24 protein-coding genes and 1 pseudogene are annotated in these 23858 nt (G+C 67.8%); 7 read left to right on the top strand and 18 right to left on the bottom strand.

The window, feature by feature from the left end; translation table 11 throughout:
- Positions 1–6: 6 nt before the first annotated feature.
- Genes MA876_RS15450 through MA876_RS15460 form a run of 3 tightly spaced genes read right to left on the bottom strand, consistent with a single transcriptional unit; the run spans position 7 to position 2512 of the window.
- The gene (locus MA876_RS15450; protein WP_308221667.1) at positions 7–774 is read right to left on the bottom strand and encodes an amino acid ABC transporter ATP-binding protein; all 768 of its coding nucleotides are present in this window, start codon (positions 772–774) and stop codon (positions 7–9) included.
- Positions 771–1667, bottom strand: coding sequence for an amino acid ABC transporter permease (locus MA876_RS15455; protein WP_248151485.1), 897 nt, complete (start codon positions 1665–1667; stop codon positions 771–773). The genes MA876_RS15450 and MA876_RS15455 overlap by 4 nt, the downstream gene beginning before the upstream one ends.
- On the bottom strand, positions 1664–2512 hold the full coding sequence (locus MA876_RS15460; RefSeq protein ID WP_248151486.1) for a transporter substrate-binding domain-containing protein: 849 nt from the start codon (positions 2510–2512) through the stop codon (positions 1664–1666). The genes MA876_RS15455 and MA876_RS15460 overlap by 4 nt, the downstream gene beginning before the upstream one ends.
- A gap of 204 nt (positions 2513–2716) precedes the next feature.
- Between MA876_RS15460 and MA876_RS15465 the strand changes: the two genes are divergently transcribed.
- Positions 2717–4285: a PucR family transcriptional regulator gene (locus tag MA876_RS15465; RefSeq protein ID WP_248151488.1), complete on the top strand. Its 1569-nt coding sequence runs from the start codon at positions 2717–2719 to the stop codon at positions 4283–4285.
- Positions 4286–4298: 13 nt separating this feature from the next.
- Here the strand turns inward: MA876_RS15465 and MA876_RS15470 are convergent, their stop codons facing one another.
- The 4 genes from MA876_RS15470 to MA876_RS15485 all read right to left on the bottom strand — a co-directional run bounded on the left by MA876_RS15470 (position 4299) and on the right by MA876_RS15485 (position 8927).
- The gene (locus MA876_RS15470) at positions 4299–4688 is read right to left on the bottom strand and encodes a DoxX family protein (protein WP_248151490.1); all 390 of its coding nucleotides are present in this window, start codon (positions 4686–4688) and stop codon (positions 4299–4301) included.
- Entirely contained in the window at positions 4685–5440 is a 756-nt protein-coding gene (locus tag MA876_RS15475; protein WP_248151491.1) for an LLM class flavin-dependent oxidoreductase, read from the bottom strand. The genes MA876_RS15470 and MA876_RS15475 overlap by 4 nt, the downstream gene beginning before the upstream one ends.
- Entirely contained in the window at positions 5437–6300 is an 864-nt protein-coding gene (locus tag MA876_RS15480; RefSeq protein WP_248151492.1) for an LLM class flavin-dependent oxidoreductase, read from the bottom strand. The genes MA876_RS15475 and MA876_RS15480 overlap by 4 nt, the downstream gene beginning before the upstream one ends.
- Positions 6301–6371: 71 nt before the next feature.
- A complete protein-coding gene (locus tag MA876_RS15485; protein WP_248151496.1) occupies positions 6372–8927 on the bottom strand; it encodes an ATP-dependent Clp protease ATP-binding subunit in 2556 nt (851 codons plus the stop codon).
- Between the two features lie 176 nt (positions 8928–9103).
- Here MA876_RS15485 and MA876_RS15490 point away from each other — a divergent pair, with 176 nt between their 5' ends.
- Positions 9104–9478, top strand: coding sequence for a VOC family protein (locus MA876_RS15490; protein WP_248151498.1), 375 nt, complete (start codon positions 9104–9106; stop codon positions 9476–9478).
- On the opposite strand, the gene MA876_RS15495 is transcribed toward MA876_RS15490, so the two are convergent.
- The gene (locus MA876_RS15495) at positions 9479–9943 is read right to left on the bottom strand and encodes a DUF3817 domain-containing protein (RefSeq protein ID WP_248151500.1); all 465 of its coding nucleotides are present in this window, start codon (positions 9941–9943) and stop codon (positions 9479–9481) included. It lies immediately after the preceding gene.
- 182 nt (positions 9944–10125) lie between these two features.
- Here MA876_RS15495 and MA876_RS15500 point away from each other — a divergent pair, with 182 nt between their 5' ends.
- Positions 10126–11235 carry a class I SAM-dependent methyltransferase gene (locus tag MA876_RS15500; protein ID WP_248151502.1) on the top strand — a complete coding sequence of 370 codons (1110 nt, stop codon included), beginning with the start codon at positions 10126–10128 and terminating at the stop codon, positions 11233–11235.
- Here the strand turns inward: MA876_RS15500 and MA876_RS15505 are convergent.
- Together MA876_RS15505 and MA876_RS15510 are read right to left on the bottom strand one after the other, a co-directional pair.
- Positions 11225–11584 (bottom strand): PLD nuclease N-terminal domain-containing protein, encoded by a 360-nt coding sequence (locus MA876_RS15505; protein WP_248151512.1) that lies wholly within the window; start codon positions 11582–11584, stop codon positions 11225–11227. The two genes, MA876_RS15500 and MA876_RS15505, sit on opposite strands and share 11 nt — an antisense overlap.
- A 21-nt stretch (positions 11585–11605) precedes the next feature.
- Positions 11606–11980 (bottom strand): DoxX family protein, encoded by a 375-nt coding sequence (locus MA876_RS15510; RefSeq protein WP_248151530.1) that lies wholly within the window; start codon positions 11978–11980, stop codon positions 11606–11608.
- A gap of 739 nt (positions 11981–12719) precedes the next feature.
- Here MA876_RS15510 and MA876_RS15515 point away from each other — a divergent pair.
- Entirely contained in the window at positions 12720–12965 is a 246-nt protein-coding gene (locus tag MA876_RS15515) for a hypothetical protein (RefSeq protein WP_248151532.1), read from the top strand.
- 56 nt (positions 12966–13021) lie between these two features.
- Here the strand turns inward: MA876_RS15515 and MA876_RS15520 are convergent, their stop codons facing one another.
- The 4 genes from MA876_RS15520 to MA876_RS19345 are packed head-to-tail and all read right to left on the bottom strand — an operon-like array spanning position 13022 to position 16420.
- A complete protein-coding gene (locus MA876_RS15520) occupies positions 13022–13282 on the bottom strand; it encodes a hypothetical protein (protein ID WP_248151535.1) in 261 nt (86 codons plus the stop codon).
- Positions 13279–14202, bottom strand: a complete 924-nt coding sequence (locus MA876_RS15525; protein ID WP_248151538.1) for a ketopantoate reductase family protein — start codon at positions 14200–14202, stop codon at positions 13279–13281. Before MA876_RS15525 ends, MA876_RS15520 begins: the two co-directional genes overlap by 4 nt.
- Complete coding sequence (locus MA876_RS15530; protein ID WP_248151541.1) at positions 14199–14765, bottom strand: hypothetical protein; 567 nt, start codon at positions 14763–14765, stop codon at positions 14199–14201. Before MA876_RS15530 ends, MA876_RS15525 begins: the two co-directional genes overlap by 4 nt.
- Positions 14762–16420: a helix-turn-helix domain-containing protein gene (locus MA876_RS19345; RefSeq protein WP_248151544.1), complete on the bottom strand. Its 1659-nt coding sequence runs from the start codon at positions 16418–16420 to the stop codon at positions 14762–14764. The genes MA876_RS15530 and MA876_RS19345 overlap by 4 nt, the downstream gene beginning before the upstream one ends.
- A gap of 141 nt (positions 16421–16561) precedes the next feature.
- Here MA876_RS19345 and MA876_RS15540 point away from each other — a divergent pair, with 141 nt between their 5' ends.
- Positions 16562–16975 (top strand): hypothetical protein, encoded by a 414-nt coding sequence (locus MA876_RS15540; protein ID WP_248151547.1) that lies wholly within the window; start codon positions 16562–16564, stop codon positions 16973–16975.
- Between the two features lie 60 nt (positions 16976–17035).
- Here MA876_RS15540 and MA876_RS19410 read toward each other — a convergent pair.
- From MA876_RS19410 to MA876_RS15555, 4 genes and pseudogenes are all read right to left on the bottom strand, one after another.
- A pseudogene (locus MA876_RS19410) lies at positions 17036–17569 on the bottom strand (AAA family ATPase); the annotation flags it as partial.
- Entirely contained in the window at positions 17505–19559 is a 2055-nt protein-coding gene (locus tag MA876_RS15545) for a helix-turn-helix transcriptional regulator (protein ID WP_248151550.1), read from the bottom strand. The pseudogene MA876_RS19410 and the gene MA876_RS15545, both read right to left, overlap by 65 nt.
- Positions 19560–19791: 232 nt before the next feature.
- Positions 19792–21147, bottom strand: coding sequence for an MFS transporter (locus MA876_RS15550; protein WP_248151553.1), 1356 nt, complete (start codon positions 21145–21147; stop codon positions 19792–19794).
- 78 nt (positions 21148–21225) lie between these two features.
- Positions 21226–22437 carry a cupin domain-containing protein gene (locus tag MA876_RS15555; RefSeq protein ID WP_248151555.1) on the bottom strand — a complete coding sequence of 404 codons (1212 nt, stop codon included), beginning with the start codon at positions 22435–22437 and terminating at the stop codon, positions 21226–21228.
- A 178-nt stretch (positions 22438–22615) separates the two neighbouring features.
- Between MA876_RS15555 and MA876_RS15560 the strand changes: the two genes are divergently transcribed.
- Both MA876_RS15560 and MA876_RS15565 read left to right on the top strand, forming a co-directional pair.
- Complete coding sequence (locus MA876_RS15560) at positions 22616–23038, top strand: nuclear transport factor 2 family protein (protein WP_248151559.1); 423 nt, start codon at positions 22616–22618, stop codon at positions 23036–23038.
- 50 nt (positions 23039–23088) lie between these two features.
- Positions 23089–23856 carry a YoaK family protein gene (locus MA876_RS15565; RefSeq protein WP_248151561.1) on the top strand — a complete coding sequence of 256 codons (768 nt, stop codon included), beginning with the start codon at positions 23089–23091 and terminating at the stop codon, positions 23854–23856.
- Positions 23857–23858 lie beyond the last annotated feature (2 nt).

Here is a 23858-nt window from a genome sequence, read left to right on the forward strand (position 1 = left end):
GCGTTCCTAGAGGACTTTCGCGAGGAAGTCGCGTGTGCGGGCATGCGCCGCCTGCTGATTGAGGACAGAGACCGGACCATCCTCGACGAGGACTCCGTCTTCCATGAAGAGGAAGCGATCGCACACTTCACGTGCGAATCCGACCTCGTGGGTGACGATGATGCTGGTCATCCCGTCCCGGACGAGTTCGCGGATCACCTGCAGGACCTCGTTCACCATCTCGGGATCAAGGGCGCTCGTGGGCTCGTCGAACAGCAGCGCTTCGGGGCGCATCGCGAGCGCCCGCGCGATCGCCACGCGCTGCTGCTGACCACCTGAGAGCTGGGACGGGAAGCTGTTCGCCTTCTCCGCCAGACCCACCCGGTCGAGGAGGGCGAGCGCTTCGGTCCTGGCCTGCACTCGACCGCGCTTCTGCACCCTGACGGGGCCCTCGACGAGATTCTCGAGCACGGTCATGTGCGGGAACAGGTTGAACTGCTGGAATACCATCCCCAGGCGCTGACGCTGCATCGACTCCGTCTTGTCATGGAGCTCCCGGATCCCGCGCCCGTGCGATCGGTAGCCCATCAGGTCGCCCCCGAGGAAGACCGCGCCCTCATCGGGACGCTCGAGCATGTTCAGACAGCGCAGGAGCGTGCTCTTCCCACTACCCGACGGTCCGAGGATGCAGAGGGCCTCCCCCTGTGCGACTTCGAAACTCACGGAGCGCAGCACCTGGTGGGAGCCGAAAGACTTGGAGATGTTGATGGCTGCGATCAGGGGTACTGACATCATTTCACCGCCCGTCGATCGCGGCTCAGGGCTCGCTCCAAGTGGTACTGGCCATACGAGAGCGCACTGACGAACACCGCGTACCAGATCGTCGCAACGAGCAGAAGCGGCACGATGTCATACGTGCGGTTGTAGATCGTCTGGACGGAGTACAGAAGATCCGGAACTGCGATGAAAGCCGCGAGCGAGGTCGCCTTCAGGAGATTGATGGTGTCGTTGCTGATCGGCGGGATGGCTATCCGCATGGCCTGCGGCAGCACGATGCGGAAGAACATGAGCGGCTTCGTCATCCCGATCGCGGCGGCGGCTTCGCGCTGACCGACCGGGATGGCCAGCAACGACGCGCGGATCACCTCCGATGTGTAGGCGGCCTGCTGGAACCCGAACGCGAAGACCGCTGCCCAGAAGCCGTTCACGACCGCGGAAGTGTCGATCGACCACCACTCGGGCCCGAACGGCACGCCCAGCGAGATGCGCGGATAGATGATCGCGATGTTGAACCAGAGGATCAGCAGGACGAGCAGCGGGATGGACCGGAAGAACCAGACGTAGATGCCCGAGATCGCGCGTAGCACGGGATTGGTGGACAACCGCATGTTCGCGAGGATCACTGATGCCACGAGCGCGAGACTCATCGACAACACCGTGAGCAGGAGCGTATTGACGATCCCCTGCAGGACGCTCGGTGCGAACAGGTACTCCCAGACGACGGGCCAGCCGAGTGCAGGGCGCAGGACGAAGTCGATGATCGCGACGATCGCGATCAGCAGCACGAGTCCGGCGACCGCATTTCGCACGACGTGCGAGTGCTTCTCGTGCGGGGCGGCGCCCAGGCTGATCGCCTGGGCGCGCCACACGGATTCGGATGCCGGCTCGGTGATGAGCGAGCTGCTCATTCGGTCACCAGATGAGACTCTTCGATCATCATGCCCGGCGTGCCGTAGGTGTCGAAGATCGCGGCATAAGTGCCGTCGGCGATCATCTCGTTGAAGGCGTCCACGAGGCGCGGACCCCACTCGCTGCCCTTGGGCACGGCGAAGCCGATCTCGAGTTGCAGATAGCGCGGACCGGTGATGGTCCACTTGTCGGGATTCTCGGCCGCCTGGTATCCCATCGAGCTCAGCGTCGCTGTCGCAGTGTCGACCTGACCGCTCTGGGCTGCGAGGTCCGCGCTCGCCCAATCGGGGAAGGTCTTGATGTCGATGGGCGCCTCGCCGGCCTCGACGCAGGCCGCCGACTGCTCCTCGAGCGACTGGATCGGGCTCGAGGATGCCGGCAGGCCGATGCTCAGCCCGCACAGGGCCATCATGTCGTCGGCGATCTCGGGATTGCCCGTCTTGACCTGGAAGCCGTAGCCGTCCTGGAGGGCGATCGCGAAGTCGAACTTCTCGAGGCGCTCCGGCGTCGCGTCAGCGCCGGGCACGAAGACGTACTTCTCGCTCTCGAGGCCGAGCAGCGAGTTCTCCCACGTGGTGCGCTCGTTCTCGATCGTCACGCCCAGGTATGGCGCGAGTGCGCTCGACAGGTCCGGGAGCATGCCGATGAGGTCGTCCGCATCGTTGGTGTACGCCCACGGGGGCACGCCGGTCTGCTGCGGGATGGTGAAGGACTCCCCATCGGCGGTCGTCTCTGTCGATTCATCCGGCGCGGCGGTGGACGAGCACCCGGCGAGGGCGATGGCGACGGCGCCCAAGAAGGCACCGGTGAAGATGGCGTGCTGTGTGCGGTGGGTACGACGCATGCGGAACTCCTGGGGTGGTGTGGCGTACGGGTTGTCAGCGATGTTACGGAACCGCTGAGGTGACAGGTCGGTGTGCTCGCACACAGTGTTCGAGATCTTCCTGTGCATGTGCAACGATTTACCACGATCGAATCAGGGGCGAAATCAGGACGAAACGGGAGAGCCGTGGAGACGCTGGATCGACTAGTGAGCAACCTGCGGGGAATGGTGACGCTCCCGCGCGGCACAGCGGCGCCCGCGCTCGTGATCCGGGCCTGCAGCATCGTCGAGCCGCAGGATCAGGGCGTGACTCGACTCGACCGGTCGGACGAGGTCGTGCTGCTCATCGGCCAGACGCCGGACCACCTGGCAAGCGGACTCGAGAACCTCGCGGCATCGCGGCCGGCGCTGGTGATGGTGAAGATGCCGGACACCGTGCCGGTGGAGGATCTCGCCGTCCGCGCGGGCATCGCGCACATCGCGAGAGTCAATCCGGAAGTCCCGTGGGGACAGCTTCATGCGTTGGTCGAGCGGATGATCACCTCCGCCCCCGAGCCCGAAGTCGATCCGCCCACAGGCATCCCGGAGCGCTCCCAGGTCGGCGATCTGTTCGCCATCGCCAATTCGCTCGCCGATCAGATCAACGGCTATGTGTCGATCGACGACATGCAGAGTCGAGTGCTGGCCTTCTCGCCATTGGACGAGCACGCCGATCAACTTCGGCGCGACTCCATCCTCGGCCGCGGAGCACCTCCCGGCCACCGGGAGCAACTACGCGCTCAGGGCGTCTGGGATGAGCTCCGCCGCCCCGGCCGTGTCCTGGAGTTCGGGCGCGACGGCGACACAATGCCGCGGCTCGCCGCCGGCATGGTGGACGAGCGAACGCAGCGCCAGCTCGGAACAATCTGGGTCCAGCAAGGAGCGATGCCCTTCGCCGCGCGCGCGCGTCAAATCCTGTCAGCAGGCGCCACACTCGCCGCGCGGGCGATTCTCCGCGCGGATCGTGTCGAGTCCCGCGACACCGAAGCGCTTCTTCAGCTCATCGGCCTCCGTCGGAGCACCGAGTCACGGCGCACACTCGCCGCGATCCTCGGCCTCGAGGATTCCCGGACGTGGATGCTCGTCGCGTTCGAGCTCGCATCCGACGACGTTCCCGCAGAGCCGTTCTCCGCACCCCCAGCGGCGGTGATCGCACTTCATGCCGCCGTCATCCGGCAGAAGGCACAGGTGGCGATCTCGCAGTCGGTCGCCTACGTGATCATCCCCGACCCGCCGGCCCCGTCGACCATCCTGCCCTGGGCGGAGCGGACCTCTGCCGCCCTGAGCGCCCAGCTGAAGGTGAGCACCCGCTGCGCCGTCGGTCCCTCCGTCGAGAACCCGCGCGAACTGCCCCTCGCTCGCGAGACCGTCGACACGATGTTGAAGAAGGCCGCTGCGGAAGGAGCGATCGGAATCATCACGTACGAATCGAGACGGGCGAATCTCCAGGTGTCCCGAGCTGTCCAGGCACTGTGGGAGAGAGGGCTGCTCACCGGCGAGCCCGTGGACGCGGTCCTTGCGAGCTCTTACGTCGACGGGCGCGAGCTCCTGCACACCATCGACGTCTACTTCCGCGAGGCGCGGAGTCCTCAGCGCGCATCGCGCGCACTGCATCTGCACCCGAATACTCTGCGCCAACGGCTAAGGCGCATCGAGCGCGTCACCGGCCTGCACCTGGATGACGACGACGAGCGGCTGCTGTTGGAGCTCGAGGTGCGCGCATACGTCGATGGCCTGGCGCGGGACGCGAGTTAGCGACGAGCCGCGGCTAGTCTCGCGCGCCCCGCGTGCTCCACAGCGCCCACGCGACGAGCACGGGCTGCAGCAGCAGGCGGACGAATCGCTTCGTGTCGGTGTCGAGCATCGGCGCGGACCGCTTCGTGCGCCACTGATGCAGATTGCCGGGGAACACCGCGACGAAGAAGGCCGCGATGATCGCGCCGATGCGCCCGCGATCGCGGGGCAGCGCGGCAAGGCCGGCGCCGAGCATGATCTCGACGGCACCCGACGCCACGACGATCATGTCCTTGTCGGTGCGCAGGAGCTTCGTCGCCCAGTCGGGGACGACGATGCGGTAGCCGCGTCGGCCCCACGTGAGGTGCGACACCCCGGCGACGAGCAGGAGGGCGGCGAGCGCGTACCGCGCGACGGCCCTCACAGCGGCACCGCCTCGACGAAGCGCACGTAGTCCGCGGGGGAATCACCGGGAGTGATGGCCCGCAGGACGACCTCGTCGACACCGGCGCGGTACGCATCGAGTCGGTCGTGATCGGGGTCGATGACGGTGTCGAGTGGTCCGATGCCCAGTCGGGTGAAGTTGGCGGCGTACGCGGGATACGACCCGTAGCGCGCCGACTCCTCGTGGAGCCGCGGGATGGATGCCGTATCCATCGCCGTCCGCACGTACAGCGCAACGTGCGTCCCGGGCGTGAGATCGTGCGCCTGCGCAGCCTGGTCGGCCGCGATGTCCTGCGGCAGCCAGCTCAGCAGGACGCCGTCGGAGTCCTCCGCCCCGAGCTGTCGCATCTTCGGCCCGAGGGCGCCGACGACGATGCGGGCCGGGGTCCGCTCGCGGAGTCCGGTCGCCGCGGTGCGGACGCGGTCGAGCGCGCCGTGCGCGGTCTGGCCCGCCCCGATGCCGAGGACGAGTCGGTCCGTCGGCAGGGCCAGCCCGTCGATCTGCGCGAGGATCTCGTCGGAGGATCGCCGGTCGACGGGGAGGACTCCGGTCGCGAGAACCAGACGGTCGGTCACCGATGCGGCGGCAGCGAGCACCGCGAGCGCATCGGCACCGGGGGTGTCGTTGACCCAGAGTGCGTGGAATCCGCGCTGCTCGAGCACGGGTGCGAGGACGACAGCCGCGTCCGGCCCCGCGGCCGCGGCGATCCCGATCGAGAGAGAAGCGGTCATGCGATCGACCGTGCCACGGCACCGGCCTGCCGATAGAACGCGGCGAGGTCGGGTTCGCCCGCCGGCGGCAGGAGCACGACGCTGTCGACACCGGCCGCGGCGAAGGCCTCGATGCCCCGCGCGACGTCGTCGACGGATCCCGCGAGCGCGCGCGACTCAGCCGATCGGTCGGGCGCGTTCGTGGCGAAATCCGCCGTCACGCGCTCGAGCGCTCCCTCGCCGAACGCCGCGACGACGAAGGCGACGACATCGCGCGGCGCAGGTCCGGCTCCCGCCCGCACTCGCTCGATCTGCTTCGCGAGCTCGTCGGGCGAGCGCCTGCTGTCGAGGACCACGCCGTCGGCGACCTCGCCCGCGAGCGCGAGCGTCTTGGGTCCTTCGGCGGCCGCGTAGACGCGCGCGGACACAGGCGGCGGCCACGCCAGCTGCACGTCGTCGAGGTGCACGTAGCGGCCATCGAGCGACACGCTCTCACCGCGGAGAAGACTCCGCACCGACGGGACGTACTCGCGCATGAGCGTCAGCGGCGACGCGACCTTGACACCCGCCTGAGCCATCCACGACTGCACCCCGTGCCCGAGGCCCGGCAGGAACCGACCGGGGAACGTGCGCGCGATCGTCGCGATCTCCATCGCGGTCACAGCCGCGTTGCGCAGCGGCATCGGCGAGATGCCGATGCCGACGTGGAGGCGCTCGGTCCATGCGAGCGCCGCCGCTGCGGGCGCGAAGCCGGACTGACGGAAGCAGTCCTCCCAGAGCCACAGTTCGGCAAGCCCCGCGTCTTCCGCGGCGAACACCGCGTCGCGGAACGACTCGGGCGGATTCGGGTACGGGCTGAAGATCGCTCCGATGCGGGTCATGCTTCCACTGTGGCACGACCCGCATCGAATCGCTCAGGCGATGGATGCCACGCCTGCCGATACGGCGATACTCACGCCGCGATCGGCAGCTCCGCGCTCGAACGGACGACGATGGCGCCCGACACGGCATCCACCGTCACCGATCCACCGTCGACGAGCGCACCCGTCACGAACAGCTCGGCGATGCGGTCGTCGACTTCGCGCTGGATGAGCCGGCGCAGGGGCCGCGCCCCGTACTCGGGCTCGTAGCCGTGCTCGGCCAGCCACTCGACGGCCGCGTCGGTCACGACGAAGTCCACTTCGCGACGCGCCAGGCGCGCCCGCGTCGCGGTCAGCAGCAGCGAGACGATCTCGGCGAGCTGCGGCTTCTCGAGCTTGCGGAACAGCACGATGTCGTCGATGCGGTTGAGGAACTCGGGCCGCATCGCCTCGCGCAGCTTGCCCATGACCCGGTCGCGCAGATCCTTCTCGGACCCGAAGCCCGTCGATCCGCCGCCGTCGGCGAGGAATCCGATGGCACCGCCACGCGAAGCGAGGAACTCCGAACCGAGGTTGGACGTCATGACGATGACGGTGTTGCGGAAGTCCACCGTGCGCCCCTGGCCGTCGGTCAGGCGCCCGTCGTCGAGCACCTGCAGCAGCAGGTTGAACACGTCGGGGTGCGCCTTCTCGATCTCGTCGAACAGCACGACGGCGTAGGGGTTCCGACGCACGCGCTCCGTCAGCTGCCCCGCCTCGTCGTAGCCGACGTAACCGGGAGGGGCGCCGACGAGCCGCGACACCGTGTGCCGCTCGCCGAACTCGCTCATGTCGAAGCGGATGACGGCGGAGTCGTCGTCGAAGAGGGAGGATGCCAGGGCCTTCGCGAGCTCGGTCTTGCCGACGCCCGTGGGCCCGAGGAAGAGGAACGACCCGACGGGCCGATGCGCGTCGCCCATGCCCGTGCGGTTGCGCCGCACGGCCTTGGCGACAGCCGTCACCGCGTCGTCCTGGCCGATGACGCGCGCGTGCAGCTCGTCCTCGAGGGATGCGAGGCGCTCGCGCTCCGTCTCGGTGAGGCGATTGACCGGGATGCCGGTGGCCCGGCTGATGACGGCGGCGATCTCGGGCTCGTCCACGACGGCCTCGGCGCCGGCCGCGGGCCGGGCGGTCGCGTCATCCAGCCGCGTCTGCACCGCGGCGATCTCGTCGCGCAGGCGCATCGCGTCCTCGTAGTGCTCCGCCGAGACGGCCGCGTTCTTGTCGGCCTCCAGCGTCGCGAGCTGCGACACGAGTCCGCTCACGTCCACCTTGACTCCCAGCCGCAGGCGCAGGCGGGCACCCGCCTGGTCGATGAGGTCGATCGCCTTGTCGGGCAGCACTCGCGCAGGCAGATAGCGGTCGCTCAGCTCGACGGCCGCGCGGATCGCCTCGTCGGTGTAGCGGATGCCGTGGTGCTCCTCGTACGCGGGCGTCAGGCCGCGCAGGATGAGCACGGCGTCCTCGATCGAGGGCTCGCCCACGCGCACGGGCTGGAACCGCCGCTCGAGCGCAGGGTCCTTCTCGATCGTGCGGTACTCCTTGAGCGTCGTCGCGCCGACGAGGTGCAGCTCGCCGCGCGCGAGACGCGGCTTGAGGATGTTGCCGGCATCCATCGCTCCATCGCCCGCCCCACCGGCGCCGACGACCGTGTGGATCTCGTCGATGAAGACGATGAGCTCGGACGTCAGCGCCGCGATCTCGTCCATCGTGTTCGTGAGGCGCTCCTCGAAGTCGCCGCGGTAGCGCGTGCCGGCGAGCATTGCGGGCAGGTCGAGGGCGATGACGCGACGACCGAGCAGCTGCTCGGGCACGTCGCCGGCGACGATGGCCTGTGCCAAGCCCTCGACGATCGCCGTCTTGCCGACGCCCGCCTCGCCGACGAGCACGGGGTTGTTCTTCGTGCGGCGGCTGAGGATCTCGATCGTCTGCTCGATCTCGTCGCTCCGTCCGATGACGGGGTCGAGGTCGCCCGCGGCGGCTCGCGCCGTGAGATCGGTGCCGAACCTGTCGAGCATGGGAGTGGTGGATGCCGCGGCCGCCTCGTCCGCGACGGGCACGCCGCTCGGCGCGACCGTCTCGCGGGCACTCTGCGTGAGCGCCTCGGCCGTCACACCGGCGCGGGCGAGCACCTGGCCGGCAGGCGTGTCCTGCGCGAGGACCAGGGCGAAGAAGAGGTGCTCGGGGTCGACGTAGGTCGATCCCGACGAGCGTGCGACCTGGAACGCGTGGAAAAGGGCGCGCTGCACCGACGGCGTGATGACGGCGCCGTCGACGTCCGCCGCCGCGGATGCTGCGGGCAGGCGCTCCTCCGCGGCGCGGACGATCGCGGCGGGATCGGCCCCGATCCGAGCGACCGCATCCTTCGCGGGGGCGTCGGCTGCCAGGACACGCAGGACGTGCAGGGCGTCGAGCTCGCGCTGCCCGCGATCGAGGGCGTATTTGCCGGCGCGCTGCAGAATCTCCTGCGTGCGGGCGCCGAGGAAGCGGCTGAGGTCGATCGAGCGCTCGGCGCGGGCGCGCTCGCCCGCCAGGTACCGGGCGAGGAACTCGTCGAACGAGCCGTCGTTCTCGCCGGACGAGGCTGAGGGGGTGAAGTCTTCGGGCATTCCGACTCTCCTGAAAGTTGAGTAGAGGACTGTCAAGTTTACGAACTTGAGTGCAGTCGTATCAAGGTAAACCACAGAGGTCGGGGTGTATTCCCAGGGTCGCGTTCGCGGACAGCGGATGTCCGCACCACGGCGTAACGTCGAGCGAGCGGGGAGCATTTCGAGGAGGAAGACCCATGGACTGGAAGATCGAACTCATCTACGTGCCGGTGACCGACGTCGACCGCGCGAAGGACTTCTACACGAAGATCGGTTTCCACGCCGATCACGATCAGACACCCTTCGAGGGGCTCCGGTTCGTGCAGTTCACGCCTCCGGGCTCCGCGTGCTCGATCGCCTTCGGCACCGGCTTGGGCGTCTCGCTCGAGCCCGGTCAGCAGAACACGATCCAGGTCGTCGTGCCCGACGCCGACGAGGCGCTCGCGCATCTGCGCGGGCTCGGCGTCGAGGCGCAGGGCGTCGACGAGCAGGCGTGGGGACGCTTCGTCTCGTTCGACGACCCCGACGGCAACACCTGGACGCTGCAGCAGCTCCCCGACTACGGAGCCTGATCAGTCGCGGCCGCCGGGCGGACCGACGATCAGCAGGACGACGAAGATCACGGCGACCGCGAGCACGAGCAGGATCGCGAGCGCCCACGGCCGGTTCAGGAACCAGCGCATGAGCCGGTCGTGCCACGCCCCGTCGCGCGGGTCCGCGGTCGCAGCGAGCCGCCACGCGCCGTCGAGTCGCCCCGAGCGGTGCAGCCAGAGCTCGGTCGGAATCGTCGCGTACGGCACGATCGCGCTGCCGATCGCGACGATCGTCGGGCCCGCACCCCACCGCTGGTTCTTCGCGACGAGGATCGCCGTCGCGCCGTAGGCGAGGAAGACGAACCCGTGGATGCCGCCGCCGATCGTGACGGCGATAGCGAGGTCGGCGGTCGCGCGAAGGATCAGTCCCGTGATCAGAAGCGTCCACGAGATCGCCTCCGCGATCGCGAGGGCGCGGAAGAGGTTCAGGGGCGCGCGGAACACGGGTCTCCTTCTGAGTGGGGGTCCTTCGAGCCTATGCGCGCGGGTGGCGTCTCTCGGCCGTGCACAACTCCGGCAGAGTGCTCCGGGCTCGTCGCCCGGTGCCCGGATCTCCGCGGGGTCGGCCGCGACCGGCACTCGATCTGCCGGAGTTGTGCGCGGACGGTTGCGGATAGCGTGGTCGCGTGACCTTCTCGCCCGACGCGCTGCGGCGCTGGCCCGACGCCGAGGGCGACGGGCTGGTGGCGATGGATGCGGCGGACCGCCTGATCCTCGACGAGTCGGCCTCCGCACGAGCGAGCGTCGCGGCGGGCGCCCTCGTCGTCATCGGCGACGCATACGGCGCGCTCACGCTCGGGGCTGCCGATGGCGGTGCCCGCGGCATCCGGGTGCATCAGGATCCACTGACCGGCGAGCGGGCGCTCGCGGCGAACGCGGAGCGGACCGGCCTCGAAGGCACGTTCACCTCGCTGCCACTCGAGGCGGCGCTCGTGCGCGATGCGGCCGTGGTGCTGCTGCGACTCCCCCGCTCGCTCGACGCCCTGCGCGACATCGCGGCGCTCGTCGCGGCGCACGCGGCACCCGATGTCGTCGTCTTCGCCGGCGGCCGGCTCAAGCACATGACGCCCGCGATGAACGACGTGCTGCGCGAGCACTTCGGGCGCGTGGATATCACGCACGCACGGCAGAAATCCAGGGTGCTCATCGCGCGCGGGCCGCACGACGGTCACGATCCGGCCCCGGCACGAACCGAGGTCGACGGCCTCGTCGTGTGCGCGTACGGCGGAGCGTTCGCGGGGGCGTCCATCGACATCGGCACGCGGCTGCTCCTCGAGCACCTCCCGACAGAGGTGCCGCGCTCGGGTCTCGTCATCGACTTCGCGTGCGGCACGGGTGTGATCGCCGCGGCGCTCGCGACGAGGCATCCCGATCTCGACGTGTACGCGACCGATCAGTCGGCCGCAGCCGTCGCGTCGTCGCGTGCCACGGCCCACGCGAACGGCGTGGGCGAGCGGGTCGGCGTCGTGCGCGACGACCTGCTGTCCTCGGCATCGGACGCCAGCGCGTCATTCATCGCGCTCAATCCGCCCTTCCACACGGGGGCGGCCGTGACGCCCGACATCGCCCCGCGCTTCTTCGCCGACGCCGCGCGCGTGTTGCGGCCCAGCGGCGAGCTGTGGACCGTCTGGAACTCGGCGCTGCGGTACCGACGCGCCCTCGAACGCATCGTCGGACCGACGCGTCAGATCGCGCGGAACGCGAAGTTCACCGTGGCGGTCTCGGTCAGGAGCTAGGGTTCTCGCGCCGGCGGCGACGCAGCTCATCGCGCAGGCGGTCCTCTTCGATCTCGCGCTCGAGGTCGGCGAGCTGCTGTTCGGTGCTTCTCGCGTCGCGCGGGTACGTCGGTGCCGGCGCCGGCGCGGGAGCCGCCGCGCCGCGCGAGGGACGCGGCACCCGGGGTCCGTCCTCGGGATACACGCGACCGAGGGTGAACCACAGCAGCGAGCCGATGAGCGGCAGGAGGATCGCGATGATGACCCACATCGTCTTGGGCAGATGCTTCACCTGGAAGTCGTCGCGACGGATGATGTCGACGAGCGTGAAGATCATCACGCCGATGACGAGGAGCGAGAGAAGAGGCATCGACGACAGCCTATGCAGAACCTATGACTTGGTCGAGTAAAGAGTCCAGGCGACCAGCACCGGCTGGAAGAACAGGCGCCCGAAGCGCTTCTCGTCGGTGTCGAGACCGAACCCGCTGCGCTTCTTCGCCCACTGCTCGATGTTGCCCGGGAACACCGCGACGAAGAACGCAGCGAGGATCCATCCGATCGTGCGCCGGGACTTCGGCAGCGCGACGAGCGATGCCCCGAGCATGATCTCGACGGCGCCGGATGCCACGACCACGGCGTCCTTGTCCATCACCTCGCCCGCGAAGTCGGGCACCTGGGCCTGGAACTCCTTGCGGGCCCAGAACAGATGGCTGAGCCCCGCGAACACCATGGAACCGGCGAGCAGCCAGCGCAGGAACGTCTTCATGCGACCAGACAACCAGATGACGGATGCCGCAGCACGGGCTTGACAGGATCCCGCGCCGCATGAGCCCGCACTGAGGCAAGCCGCCTCACTCGTCGGCGTAGGTCTGCGCGTCTGGGCGGCGAAGCGCGGCAAGACCGCCTGATTATTACGGCGGAGCATCATGTCCTTGTCGAGCCACCCACGCGGGGCTACCATTCCGGTGGGGACAGGCAGCTGAGACTTGGGGGCCTTCGTGGCTTCTCGGATGCCGGCACCTGGGGAGTGCACGCGGCCTGGGGCCTACTGACCTTCCCGCCTCCCAGGTGGGGTTGCTTGGACGCGCAATGCTCAGGGGATCGCGTCCAAGCGACCCGCCTTTCATCCGCGCGCCGCACCCCGCGTGTCCCCCGAATGGCGGACAGACGCGCACAAACCCTCACCTATAGCTTGAAGGTGACCGGCGCCGGGGGGCACGCGGTCGGTGGGTTTCCCCAAGACACGCTCTCCGCAGCACACCCTCCTCGGCTCGGCGCAGGCCCCGCCGACGGCGTCCCCAGCGTCGGAGGTGTCCCCAGCACCCAGGCGGGGCCTGCACTTCGATGTGGGCTGTCGCGCTCCCGCGGACTCCGTCAAGAACGAAGGACGGGGGCGCCGCAGCATCCGGCCCCCTCGTCGATCACGAGTGACTCAGCGCGACGGCACCCCGTGACCTGCTGTCAAGGGGGTGCAGTAGCGCGTCCTCTGCGGGGAGCCTTGCATCATGAACGCTGACGATCGCATGCGCGTGGCGGCCGGAGAAACCGACCATCTGCCGCCTGCGCCGAAGAGGGAGGAGCCGACCATGGGCGATGCGCCGAAGGACACGAGCGAGCACGACCCCGAGGGCGAGGAGAAGCCCGGCGGACTCGGCCAGGACGGCACGATCCCGAACGACCCCGATGGCGTCGCCGCCGGGCACACGGGCGAGCCGTCGACGTTCGAACCCGAAGAGGACGAACAGGCCTGACTCCGCGGAGAAGCACGTCGCGCCTCGGGAAGACTGACCCGCCGCTGCCGTCGGCGTCAGACCAGACGAAAGGCGACGACGGCCAGAGCCGCGCCCGCGACGCCCGCGCAGATGATCGAGAGCTGCATCGCCTGATACTTGAGCCGGAGCGCGGCGCTCGTGGCGATGAGCTCCCTTTCGGCGAAGCCCTCGTCACCGTCGCTCTTCGACAGGCGATCACGGAGACGGCAACCCGTGCGTGGCAACCTACTACGCGTGACCTTCTCATCGTCGGTCTCTGCCACAGCCCACTGGGGAACGAGAAGGACTTGGGTCACCGCTCGACGCGAAGTGCGGCGGCAGCGGCCGACACGAGTGGAGCCTGTCGGCGATGGGCGTCGGCGAGGCGGACGAGGTCCCCGAGGATTGCCTCCACCTCCACGTGTCTGCCCGCGACATGATCGCGGTACATAGATGTTGTGAACGGTGAAGCGGGCTGCGTGAGAGTGGACCGCGCGCTCTCGAGCGCCTCCGGCCGAGGGGTATGCCCCGCGGCGGTCATGATGTCGGCGATCTCGTCGACGACAGCGTTTGCAGTGCGTGTTCCGCCCTCAACGGCGGCGGCTTGTCCCACATCGGCATCGAGAAGTGTGTTGAGCGCTCCCCCGGATGCGAGGAAGAGCCATTTCTCCCACATGTCCGCGACGATAGTCGCCGAGTTCTTGAAAGGAATGGTGCTTCGAGAGGTTGCCGCCTGGATTCGCTCGGTGCGGTCTGTCGTGCTGCCGTCGAGTTCGCCGAAGGTGAGGGTGCCGCCGGGCTGGATGACTCGGATGGCGCCGTCGGCTTCGAGCTCAGTCGACACGAGCGTAACTCCGCCGAGCACTTGACCAGGAAAGGCTGCGGAGAGCGCGTCGATGTGGCGTATTCCGTTCAGCGACGGAATGATCGCGGGACTTCGACCCACCTGGGTGAGGTCGGCGATGGCCCCTTCCAACGCGAAGGCTTTCACCGCGAGGAACACAGCGTCGTATTCCGGTCCAAGCGTTGCTGCTGTCACCGTTGAAACCTCGGCCGCGTGAATGTCCCCGCCTCTCGAGAGGCGAAGGCCCTCAGACTCAAGGACTTTCTGCCGTGCGGGATGCACGAGGAAGGTGACGTCGAGGCCGGCATCGATCAAGGTCGATCCGATGTATCCGCCCACCGCGCCTACGCCGACGATGAGAAGCCTGAGTTCCCGCAGGTGCTGGCCCTTCATTGAGCGACATCCTCTTTCTCTTTTGCGGCTCGTTGTCGCGCCATGACTGCAATCCAACGTCTGAGAGTCCCCTGTCGCTGACCACCGACGAGCATCCACACCTGATGGACTCCAGCTGCGATCAGGACGATAAGCGCGCACGGCACGAGTGTCTCCGCGATCGAGGCATCTGAGCTGACGACGAGGAGAATGCCGCTCGCGAACAGCGTCAGAGAAGCAAGTGCAAACCCGCTGACCGAAGCGAGCTTGGCCAACGCTGAAGCCTCGGCCGGCTGGGCGGAGGTCAACGCCCTCGCCGAGGCAACCACCACTCCGAGGCTCGCACACCCCGCGACAAGTGTCGGAACAGGCAGCTTCACCGTCGGCACGAGAGCGAAGAGAGCAACCACCAGCGGTATGAGAAAGCAGGCCAGGGCCATGCCTGATCGCGCTCGTCCCGCCTCGCCCGCCTCGTCTCCGAGCATGCCTTCCCGCGCAACAGTCAGTGCGACGAAGAGGAGCCCGACCATGGCGCCGGATGCACCTGCGAGCGCCAGGTAGAAGTCCGAGAACTCGGCGGTCATATGCGCGCCTCGGTCCCCACCACGTCTCGCAGCTGGGAACGCTTGGTGACACCGAGCCGAGGGAAGACCCGATACAGATATCCACCCACCGTCCGCGGCGAAATGAAGAGCGCCGCGCCGATCTCACGGTTGCTCAGCCCTTGGGCTGCAAGGCGGACGATATCGCGCTCGCGTTCAGAGAGATCCACGTGGTCGGACGGAGCGCGTGGAGTCGTCACGCCGAGCGGGCGAAGTTCGGATGACGACCGGTCGACCCACGGCTGGGCACCGAGCCGCAGGAAGATGTCCCGCGCGTCCAAGATGAGTTGGCGCGCGCGCTCAAGAGTCCCTTCCCGGCGCAGCCGCTCCCCGAAGGCCAGCTCGACGCGCGCGAAATCGAACGGCCATTCCTGTGCTCCCCTCACATTCGTGGCCGCTTCGAAGAGTTCCGAGGCCTCCGTCAGCGTCGGTGCGACCATTCCGCGGCTGGCGAGGGTGAGCATTTCCATCCGTGGTGAGACAGCTGCCACCCCGCACGTGATCATCGCCGAGACGTGATCGTGCGCCGATTCCGCGCGGCCGGACTTGAGGGCCGACTCGACCAGGTCGAACGCAACCCACATAGCGTGTGGTGCGAAGCGACGGAGCTGTCCTGCTGGGCTCAAAGCGCTGGCGTGCAGGAAGCAGGATTCCCAGTCTTCGGCAGCCGCGGCGGCGAGCACTCGGGGATGGTTCGCGAGCCGCTGCGAGCCGTCGGCCTTTCGGGCGCTGGTGACCGCCGTGAGCTCGTCTGCGAGGCGGTGAGCTTCCTCGATGTCCCCGCGGATCGCCGCGACGAGTGCGAGGTGGAGCAGGAAGTAGAACTCGATGAATCCATATCCATGTTGGCGGCACATGGCGAGTGCGCTCGAGGCGAGTTCCCGCTGTTCGTGAAACCGCCCATGGGCGAAGTCGTCCAGACATAGCTGCATGTGGGCGGCAACGCTGCTGCGCACGCCGCCACCAGCACGACCGTCCTCGATCATCCGCCAGGCGCTCTGCCTGCATCCGGGGAGGAGGTCGACGTAGATCGCAGCTGTGTTCAGCCGAGTCGCGCGGATAGGGTCCGAGTCGGTACCGTCCTCGCCGATGAGCTCGACCAACCGTGTCCGACCGACGCCTCCAGCATGGGCGGTGTCGGGGAACGTTCGGCTGTAGATGAACAGGACCTCGGGCACCTGAGGAGTGACACGATCGAGGAGTCCGTAGAAGTGCGCCCAATAGTCGTCTCGCCCGGCCCACGAACAGAGCTGTAGAAGCGTCGTCAGGGCCTCGGTTAGTCCCAGATCGTCCGCGCGCCAACTGTGATCGCCGTTCTCTATCGCGCCGACGAGGAGTGCACGCGCTGTGTGGACGTCGCCGCCCCCGTTCACGAGGACGTAGGACGCCGCGGCCGCAGCGTGCAGGGTGGGGAGCATTGCCGGCGCCTGTGCGTGTGCGCGCTCGAGCAGGCGCTGCGCGAGCGCGAGTTCACCGGTCACGTCCGCTCCGAGGAAGGCTGCCTCCGCGAACCGACGACTGGCTTCCCGCTCCGAGGTGCTGAGCCGTGCTGCACGCGAGAGGGCGGTTACCGCGGCGCCGGCGTCTCCTCGAGAGAGCGCGCGGCGCGCGACATTTTCCAAGGCGCTGGCGATCACCTCATCCGGTCCGTTGGCTGCCGCCGCGAGGTGCCATGCTCGGCGCTCAGGGTCGCTGCTCAGAAGCTGAGCGAGGGTGTGATGAGTCGACTGGACGACCTCTCCCGAACTGCTGCGCACAATGGCCGATCTCATCAGGGGATGCGAGAAGCGCAGGGTCCCACCCACTTCCGCCTCGATGACGCCTGCCTCTCGTGCGGGTGTCAGGTCATCGTCCTCTATCCGAAGGCGGTGCGTCGCTCTCGAATCCGTGCGACCGTCGAGGGCGAGGCGCAGCAGCGCGCGCCGCGAGCGCGGCGGCAGCTCGACGACGCGGTCGGCGTACAGGCTCTCCAGTCGTTGGGTGAGCGGCAGAGCATCGAACGGTGCGGCGAAGTCGAGCGGCTGGTCCGCGGAGAGCTGCATCCCGAGATCCCGGAGGGCGAGAGGAATCCCCGCCGACTGTTCGACGATGACGCTCCGCTCTCGAGCCGACAGAGTCGGTTGTCGCTCCTGGAGCATCAAGCTGGCGTCGGGCTCGTCCAGTGGCGCGATGCGGTGCTCTGGCAGACCTGATGACGAATCTGCATCGTCGGAACGGATGCTTGCCAGGAGGCCGATCCGTCGAGCGCTCGCACGGCGTCCGATGAACGTGATCACAGACGCGCTCGCACGGTCGATCCATTGCAGGTCGTCGACGACGAGGAGCAGCGGACGATCCGTTCCGGCGGCCTCGGCGAGTGCGAGTGCTCCGTTGCAGACGGCGAGAGGGCCGGGCGGTGGTCCATCGGATAATCCGAGCGCAACGCCGAGCGGTCTCGACAGGCTTTCGGGTAGCGCATCGATCCGGTCGAGGATGGGGTACAGAAGTTCGCCGAGCGCGCCGTACCCGATGGTTGCACCGAACTCATTGCCCTGGATCGTGAGCACCTGCATTCGAAGCTGCCTCGCCCGTGCGACGGCGGATCGGACGAGCCGTGTTTTCCCGACGCCTGCGACCCCGCACAGGACGAGGGCGTCGCCTCGATCGTCCAGCGTCGTCAGGAAATCCTCGAGTCGTGCGACCTCTCGCTGTCGCCCCCAGAGGGTCCCCCACACGTCGCGCTCAACCGGCGGTTGTGAGGACTGTTCCGGTGTGGCGCGCATCCGCTTCTCTCCCCTCGCCATCATGACCAGCTTTGAGCCGACGGAGTGCGCCTTCCAGGTCGGAACGGCGACCGACTCCGAGCTTGGGGTAGGCGCGATAGAGGTGACCGTTCACAGTGCGCTCTGAGAGGAGCAGTCGGCTTGCGATCTCTCTGGTGCTCATCCCCGATGCGGCCAACTCGACCACCGCCAGCTCGCGTCGCGTCAACGCTTCACCGGATGTCCACGCCTGAGTCGAAGGTGTCAGCATGTAGTCAGTCCGCCCTGCGGACCCTCGTGCTGCATCGAGCTCTTCGTCGCATCGCTCGGTCCAGGGTGCCGCATCCAGGCGTACGAATACGCCGCGGGCGGCCAGGAGGAGTTCGCGCGCGCGAAGCACCTCCGCGTTGCGGCGGAGGAGCTGGGCGAGCGCGAGCTGCACCCGTGCGTGGTCGAACGGCCACAGCTGCACATCTCGATACATCAGGGCACGCTGCATCCGCGCAATTCCCTCAGGGCCGGATTCGGCCAGGCCACGACATGCGTCAGCGATCATCCGATGCCGCGGTGACCTCACCTCGAACTGACCCATCGCCTGGTTGTCGAGGGTCGACACGGCGATGTCCGCTCGACCTGTGTGGATCGCTGCGAGGGCGAAGTCGAGCACGGCGACGGGGAAGACATCGCCTGAAACGTCGAGCAGGCTTGACGGGCCGTGAGGGGCCAGCTGTCGGTACGTCTCTTCCCAGTGACCGCGGCCTGCCGCAGTCAGTGCCCTGGGAATGGCAGCCAGGTCCGCAACCCCGAATGCGCGCCGCGCAGCCCCCTCGCGAGAAAGCAGAGCAGCGAAGCGCTCAGCTTCTTCGTCTTTCCCGCGTGCCGCTGCGAGCACTGCGGCAGCGACATCGAGCGGTCCACGTGTCAGGTGCGGGATCTCCGGCTCTCGCACCTCGGACACTTCTCGGACGACGGCCGCCGCGTCATCCCATCGGCCCGCCGCGATCATCTCCAGCGCTGCTTCTCCGCGAGCCTCGGCGGCGAGCCGAGTCGCACCTAGTCTCTGGGCGTGACGTGCGGACTCGGCGAGACCTCTCCCGTCGGCGATGAGTTCGTCGTCGGTGCTTCCCGCTCGGGGGCGGAGGAGCGGCCTATCGGACTCGACCGGATAAGGCTGCTGCGCACTGGCCATGAGCCGGGCGAGCATCGACCGATGATTCGGGTCTCCGGTCCAGTCGGCGAGGCGCCGCAAAACGGTCAGTGCGTCAGCAAGACCTTCGCTTCCACCTGGACGACGTTGCACCGCGTCTTCGACCGCGGACGACAGTCTGTCGAAGCCCGCGACCGCGTCTGCGCCCATCTCGGCGATGACGAGTGCCTCTGCGGCTGACGCGCGCAGCGAGGCTCCCACATCGTGACCGGTGCGCCTGGCCTCGCCGAGCGTGCGCTGTGCGTCGCTCACGGCTCCGACGAGCTTCGCCTGGACGAATGCCGTCGTTGCGAGGAGGTGGAAGCGTTCACGCGAGGACTCCGTGGAGCGGGCCTCCTGCACGAGCGCCTCGAGCCGCTCGCTGAGCCCGCTGCCGTCTGGCTGACGCTGGGTCGAACGTCCCAACGGCGAGTCCCGCCCCGTCACACGCACTTCCGTGAGCTCCGCGATGGGTGTGCTCGCTCTCCACGCGTCGTCGGGGTGGTCATCGCCGACCACCGCGACGACGGTGACGACGCCCGCAGCGGCCAGAGCACGCAGGATCTCAGCGGATGCACGGTCGATCCACTGCGCGTCCTCGATGTAGACGACCACCCGGCCATCCGTCCACCCGCCGAGGTGGGATTGCACCTCTTCGGCGATCTCCCCCACCCTCGGAGCCCGCCCCTCGGCAAGTCCGATCGCGACATCGAGTGGTGTTCCCCGCCGACGCTGAGCCAGCGATCCGAGGGTGGGCAGGAGCAGCTGATGGAGAGCCGCGAAGCGAACATCGCGTTCATCTCGGGTGCCGATCGCCGTGAGCACGGGCAGCCCCATGACTGCTGCCATTCGTGATACTTCGGCCTGCAGCATCTCATCCGCTCCTGCGGATCGAACATCATGCTTCAGCGCGACGGCAATGCTTGACGTGGTCTCCAGCGCGAGGCTCACCTTGGTCAAGAGCTCGTCGGACGGACGGTGAGGCGAACGTTCGAGCAGATCGCGGGACATGTCTCCGCCCTCCCAGAGCAGTCTTGCCGGCGGGTCGGGGGCCACCGGCACCTGAATGACCCGACCGTAGCTAACTTTTCTCAGGAAAGCTAGCGATGGGAGCCGATTGAGCGACTCGGCTGATGGAAGGCGCCGACCCCCCGGGAATCAACCCGGTGGAAAGCGCCGCGAGGCCTGCGACGACGAGCGTCAGCCATGCCCAGGTGAGATTCGGCAGGGCGGAGATTCCGGTCTCTGACCCGACGGCGACGAAGGCGCCGATGCCGAATGCGGTGCCGACCTGGCGCGCCGTGGTGAGCGTTCCCGCTGCCGCACCGCGCTGAGGAGCTGGAACGTCGACCAGCGCCTGATTGAGGATGCCTGCCTGCGCGTTTCCGGCGCCCAGCCCGAGCAGGATCATCCCCGGCACGAACCCCACCAGCAGCGGGAATCCTCCCGTGAAGAAGAAGGACCACCAGAGACCACCGCCCACGAACAGCGCCCCGCTCACGACCGCCAAGGACGCGGGACCCAGCCGCCGACCGAGGACGACCCCCGACAGGACCGCAGCGGCCGGACCGATGGCGAACAGCAGACCTACCACCGGAGGCGGCAGGTCGAGAGCTCCACTCAAGGCTCGAGAGGTCGAGACGAGCATGACTGCGAAGCCTGCGTAGAAGATCAGCATCGCCGGCACTCCCAGCGCGAACGAGCGAACACGGAACAGCGCGGCTTCGATGGCCGGTCGTTTGGAACGGGCGCTGCGGAGCACGATCAATCCGAATGAGAGCACAGCGCCGACAGCAGCACCGACGATGACCAACGAGGCGCCCGCCACTCCGACATTGCTCAGCGCGATCACCCCGGATGCCGTCATCGCGGCGATGAGCAGCGGTTGGATCACGTCGGGTCTCGGAACGACGGCGCGCGGGGTGGGCGCCAGTCGGTGCGCGAGCACCAAGGCCGGTGCAGCGAGAACGATGTTCACGAGGAAGATCAGTCGCCAATCGATGGGAGCGACCAGCCCCCCGAGCAGGGGTCCCGCTGCAGCCGCGACAGCGCCCGCCACCGCCCATCCTGCGCGGATGCGTGCCTGCCGCTCCGGTAGCTGGCCCTGCTGCAACAGGGCCAGACTCGTGGGCAGGAGAAATCCCGCACCGACGCCTTGCGCAGCCCTGCCCAGCGAGAGCACCCATAGCTCCGGCGCGAGACCACAGACTGCGCTGCCGATCACGAAGGCGATCAGACCTGCGATGTAGGTCGACTTCTCGCCCCACCGCGAAGCGAGGGCGCCGGCGGGGAGTACGAGCGCCGCCGAAACGATCGGATAGATGACCGCGCCCCAGAGGATGCCATGGAATGACACTTCGGGGTAGGTCTTTCCGATCGACCCGAAGGCGACGATGATGACGAACAGGTCGAGACTCGCCAGGATCGACCCCGTCATCAGGACGACGGTTCGAGTCGCCCTCCCTGCCGAGCGCCCAGTCATTGGCGTTGCCTCACATCTCTCACGATGTCCGACCTATCGGAGCGGCGTGATGCCTTGCGCGCCCCGCGGGAACGTCGCCAGCACGCTCGGGTCGATGTTGAGGTGCGCCGATACGAGCTGCGGCGGCACGTGCGACAGCCAGTTGGCGAGGGAGATCTCTTCGTACTTGTCGGTGCGGAACACCTCGAGGAACTGCAGCACGTCGTCGCCGGTGTTCTCGATGTAGTGGCCGAAGTTCTTGCGGACCACGCCGACATCTCCCGCGCGGAAGTCGGTCGTGTTCGCGTGCGGACCTGTGTTGAAGACGGTCATCCGGGCCGAGCCGCGCAGGTAGTACTGCCACTCGTCCGCGTTCGGGTGCCAGTGCAGCTCCCGCATCGACCCCGGCTCGACCGTGACCAGGGCCGCGGCGACGGTGTTCGAGTAGGCGTAGTTCGTCGAGTCGGCGATCTGGATGCTGCCGCCCGAGTTCTGGTGCAGCGGCTTCGACCGGGACAGGCGGAAGATGACCGGCTCCATGCCCCACTCGACTCCGGCGGCAGCCTGATCGACCTCGAGGGTGGGCGGTTCGTCGCCGGGGAAGATCCAGAGACTGTGCAGCGGGATGTCCTTGAAGATCTCCTGGGCGACGCCGAAGTTCTTCGCGAGGACTTCGGGCGGGGTGTGCGCGAACCAGTCGGTCAGCAGGAGCGTGTTCGATTCGGACTGGTCGCCGTCGTCGAACGCGAGCACGAACTCCGCACCGTCGGGTCCGAGGCCCTGGAGCGAGTGCGGGGTTCCGGCGGGGAAGAACCAGAGGTCGCCCTCCTCGACGTCCTCAACCGCGGGAAGTCCGTTCCGGCTCAAGGTCGTCACGCGGCACTTTCCGCGGGTCATGACGGCCCACTCGGCGGTCTGGTGCCAGTGCAGCTCGCGGATGCCGCCGGGCTCGAGGTACATGTTGACGCCCGCGATCTCGTCCGAGATGGCGAAGTCGTCCTTCGTGAGCTCCCGCGCCCACCCACCCGCCTGCACGCGCCGCGGCGAGATGTTGAACGAGGACCAGAAGAACGGCTGCGTCGAGATATCCGTCGCCGGCGCATGGATCTGGTTCGGGAACTGGGACTCGATGACCTCGTTCTGCGGCCCGGTCATATCCCCACTCCGGGGATGGTCGAGCGTGTTCACCTCACCCTCTTGCGGCAGATCCGGGTTTCCCAGCGTGGGCACTTCGTGGTGAGGCACGGCCTCTGACGTCGGTTCCATGGCTATCTCCTTGCATCGGTGGCGGACTGCGGACGCCGTGGCGTCGCAAACCATCAGACCGGCGTGGGACCGATCACCTCATGAGGAGGATGACTCAACCGAGTCATCCTCCTCATGCCGGAGGGACCGCGCGGAACCGAGTCTGGAGTGGCCCACAAGAGTCCGGGCAGGAGGCACCATGAACGAGACCCAGAACAACGAGCTCATCATCTCGACCGCTTTCGAGAACTGGACACGAGGTCGAGGAAACATCGAGCACCTGCTCTCGCCCGACCTCGAGTGGGAAGTTCCCGGCGGGTCCATCGTCTCCGGCCACTACAGCAGACAGCGATTCATCGACACGGTGCTCCACGGTGTCGAGCAACGATTTCGACGCCACGGCAGCATCCGGCCTCTTCGCGTGCGACTCGTCCTCGCGGATCGCGACTGGGTGAGCGTTGTGTGGGATTCGGCGGGCATCACCGATGCCGACACCGGATACCGCAATACGCACGCGTGGTTCATGCGCCTCGACCAAGGAGTCATCGTGCAGGGGATCTCCTTCTTCGACGGATCCGCATTCGACAGCCTCTGGGCGGTCGTCCCAGGACGAGAGAACTGAAGTCGAATTGCTCAGGAGACGGCGACCTCATCGCCGACAGCCTGTACACCATGTCATCCACATCCACTGAGGAGAACGACATGCGCACGCAGGCTCCGCCCCAGCAGACCACCGGGCCGAGATACCCACTCATGGAACGACCCGTCGTCGCGGTGGCCCTTGCCCTCGTCGCCGGCCTCCTCAACGCATGGACCTTCGGCCAGGCGCAGACGTTCGCCACCGTTCAGTCCGGCAACATCGTCTCCGTCGGCTACGCGCTCGTATCAGGGGACCTCGCGCGAGCGCAGGCTGCACTGATATCCATCGTCGCGTTCGGCCTTGGCGCATTCGTCTGCGCGGTCTTCCTCGCGTTCCTCGCCCGCCGACGCGCGTTCTACTCGGCCGCCGTCCTGGTGATCGAGGCGATCCTCCTGATCGCGCTCGTCGTGGCAAGCCTTATCTGGAGCCTCCCGGCGGTATGGATGGCCTTCGGTATCAGCATCATCGCGGGGATCCAAGGCAACGCCTTCCATCGCGAAGCAGGAATGCTCTACGGCAACATCGCGGTCACGTTCGTTCTGCAGAACGTCGGCGGCATGCTCGGTCGGGGCGCGACGAAGCGCGTGTTCGATGACGGAGAACCGCACGTGCGTCGGGCGGCTCAGTACGCAGTCGTCCTCATCGGCTTCGCCGCCGGAGGCGGCATCGGGTTCGCCGCGGACGAGCTCTGGACGATGACGTCCCTCACCCTCGCCGCGACCATCCTGCTCGCGATCGCACTCACCGCGTCCGTGACACGGTCGTCGATCGACCCCGGCCAGAACAACCCGACCCCGTGACG

It is taken from the genome of Microbacterium aoyamense (assembly GCF_023155855.1).
Lineage (GTDB): Bacteria > Actinomycetota > Actinomycetes > Actinomycetales > Microbacteriaceae > Microbacterium > Microbacterium aoyamense.

Coding starts and splice junctions, on each gene's coding strand:
- MA876_RS15450 (WP_308221667.1), bottom strand. CDS start 774: ATGATGTCAGTACCCCTGATCGCAGCCATCAACATCTCCAAGTCTTTC.
- MA876_RS15455 (WP_248151485.1), bottom strand. CDS start 1,667: ATGAGCAGCTCGCTCATCACCGAGCCGGCATCCGAATCCGTGTGGCGC.
- MA876_RS15460 (WP_248151486.1), bottom strand. CDS start 2,512: ATGCGTCGTACCCACCGCACACAGCACGCCATCTTCACCGGTGCCTTC.
- MA876_RS15465 (WP_248151488.1), top strand. CDS start 2,717: ATGGTGACGCTCCCGCGCGGCACAGCGGCGCCCGCGCTCGTGATCCGG.
- MA876_RS15475 (WP_248151491.1), bottom strand. CDS start 5,440: ATGACCGCTTCTCTCTCGATCGGGATCGCCGCGGCCGCGGGGCCGGAC.
- MA876_RS15480 (WP_248151492.1), bottom strand. CDS start 6,300: ATGACCCGCATCGGAGCGATCTTCAGCCCGTACCCGAATCCGCCCGAG.
- MA876_RS15485 (WP_248151496.1), bottom strand. CDS start 8,927: ATGCCCGAAGACTTCACCCCCTCAGCCTCGTCCGGCGAGAACGACGGC.
- MA876_RS15490 (WP_248151498.1), top strand. CDS start 9,104: ATGGACTGGAAGATCGAACTCATCTACGTGCCGGTGACCGACGTCGAC.
- MA876_RS15505 (WP_248151512.1), bottom strand. CDS start 11,584: ATGCCTCTTCTCTCGCTCCTCGTCATCGGCGTGATGATCTTCACGCTC.
- MA876_RS15510 (WP_248151530.1), bottom strand. CDS start 11,980: ATGAAGACGTTCCTGCGCTGGCTGCTCGCCGGTTCCATGGTGTTCGCG.
- MA876_RS15515 (WP_248151532.1), top strand. CDS start 12,720: ATGAACGCTGACGATCGCATGCGCGTGGCGGCCGGAGAAACCGACCAT.
- MA876_RS15525 (WP_248151538.1), bottom strand. CDS start 14,202: ATGAAGGGCCAGCACCTGCGGGAACTCAGGCTTCTCATCGTCGGCGTA.
- MA876_RS15530 (WP_248151541.1), bottom strand. CDS start 14,765: ATGACCGCCGAGTTCTCGGACTTCTACCTGGCGCTCGCAGGTGCATCC.
- MA876_RS15540 (WP_248151547.1), top strand. CDS start 16,562: ATGCGAGAAGCGCAGGGTCCCACCCACTTCCGCCTCGATGACGCCTGC.
- MA876_RS15545 (WP_248151550.1), bottom strand. CDS start 19,559: ATGGCAGCAGTCATGGGGCTGCCCGTGCTCACGGCGATCGGCACCCGA.
- MA876_RS15550 (WP_248151553.1), bottom strand. CDS start 21,147: ATGACGGGGTCGATCCTGGCGAGTCTCGACCTGTTCGTCATCATCGTC.
- MA876_RS15555 (WP_248151555.1), bottom strand. CDS start 22,437: ATGGAACCGACGTCAGAGGCCGTGCCTCACCACGAAGTGCCCACGCTG.
- MA876_RS15560 (WP_248151559.1), top strand. CDS start 22,616: ATGAACGAGACCCAGAACAACGAGCTCATCATCTCGACCGCTTTCGAG.
- MA876_RS15565 (WP_248151561.1), top strand. CDS start 23,089: ATGTCATCCACATCCACTGAGGAGAACGACATGCGCACGCAGGCTCCG.